Source organism: Haloferax profundi, assembly GCF_001469865.1.
Lineage (GTDB): Archaea > Halobacteriota > Halobacteria > Halobacteriales > Haloferacaceae > Haloferax > Haloferax profundi.
The window spans coordinates 1-1,738 of record NZ_LOPV01000502.1 but is presented as its reverse complement, the minus strand read 5'-3'; the positions used below and the strand labels follow the sequence as shown (position 1 = coordinate 1,738).

The window sequence follows — 1,738 nt, the reverse complement described above, 5'->3', positions numbered from 1 at the left end:
GTTCGTCTCCGACGAGATCAGGAACGAGTACCACTACGACCCCGAGATGGACGGTCTCGGGCGCAATTGTAGCGTCGAACGAACCAGTCCCACCACGATAGAGACGGTGACCGTCCCGATTCACGAGCAGCGGAAGTACCGTAGTCGAGAGACGCTCTCAGCTCCGTTCAGTGACTTCGCGTGGGGGACTATCGAGACGCACTTGGACCGCATCTCTCGGGAGATGGAAGAAGCGCGGGAACAGTATGAGTCAATGCGCTCCGAAGTCCTAACCGAACGGAGCGACGAAGCACGCGAGAAATTCGACGAGAACTTGGAGGCGTTCGAGAAGGAGCGACGGCGCTTCGACCAGGGCCGGAAGCTCATCCAGGACGACGTAGGCCACAGTCGAGCCGCGTTCAAGTTCATGAACCAGACGTTCGACCAGATGGGTGAGAAGTACGAGGAGTGGTACCTCTTCCAGATCATCTACATCGTCATGGCCATCCCGGACGTCGTGGCCCAAACCGAAGATATCGACGCAGAGGACCACTGCTTGGACGAGGTTGACGTGATCTACTTCCCTACCGGTGGTGGGAAGACCGAGGCCTACCTCGGTCTCGTCGTCTTCACCGCGTTCCGAGATCGGCTCCGAGGGAAGGCTCACGGGACGACCGCGCTAACGAAGTTCCCGCTCCGCCTGCTCTCCCTACAGCAACTCCAGCGTATCGCGGACGTCTTCGCACAGGCAGAACTGATTCGACGCCGTGAGTGTCCTGACACCGACGAATTCAGCCTCGGATACTTCGTTGGGAGCGGGAACACCCCGAACCAACTGATGGAGACGGACGAGGACGGAAATCTCACTGACAACATTAGTTTGGTGAAAAAGGAGGACAGTCGATACGCCGAGAAGTGGAAGATCGTGACGACGTGTCCGTTCTGTGGTGAGGACGACGTCGAGCTGGACGGAGACTACGACCGGATGCGCCTCCTCCACATCTGCACGAACGACACCTGCGACGAAGAGGAGCTTCCCATTTACGTGACGGACCGCGAGGTGTATCGGTACGCACCGACGTTCGTGGTGAGCACGATTGACAAGATCGCTGTCGTCGGGATGCAGCGTCGTTTCCGTACCCTCTTCGGACGGTTGAAGAAACGCTGCCCAAAGCACGGGTTCTCGGGAGAGAACCGATGTCTAGTTGCGAACCGGGGATACTCGCGGTACAGTTGTGACGAAGATGTAGAGGACGTTGACCCAGTTGACCCACCGTCGATCCTGATCCAGGACGAACTCCACTTGCTCCGTGAGGAGTTTGGCGCATTCGATTCCCACTACGAGACGTTCCTTCAGGAATGGGCCGACCGGGTCGGTGACGGCTGGGACATCAAGAACGTCACCGCGACGGCGACTATCAAGGGTGCCGAGAACCAGGTCCACGCTCTCTATTGGAAGGACGTGAACACATATCCCTCTCCGGGTCCGCTCCTCAAACAGTCGTTCTACGCGTACGAGGATCCCCACCGACTGGGTCGTCGAATCGTCGGTTCGGTCCCGCACAACGTATCACGAACGTACGCGTTGGTTGAGGTCCTCCGTGAGTACGCTGACGTCATCCAACACTACCAGCGGAATCCAGACGAACTCTCGGCGGCGTTAGAGCGGGAACACCACCGCACGACACCGTATGGGGAGGTCGTCAACCTCGGTTTCCCCGACAACGATTCGGAAAGACGGGACGCTGTCCTGGATATC

General features: G+C 58.5%; 1 pseudogene. It reads left to right on the top strand.

The features are described from left to right. Positions 1 to 1,738: pseudogene (locus tag AUR66_RS22230) on the top strand (helicase-related protein); the annotation flags it as partial.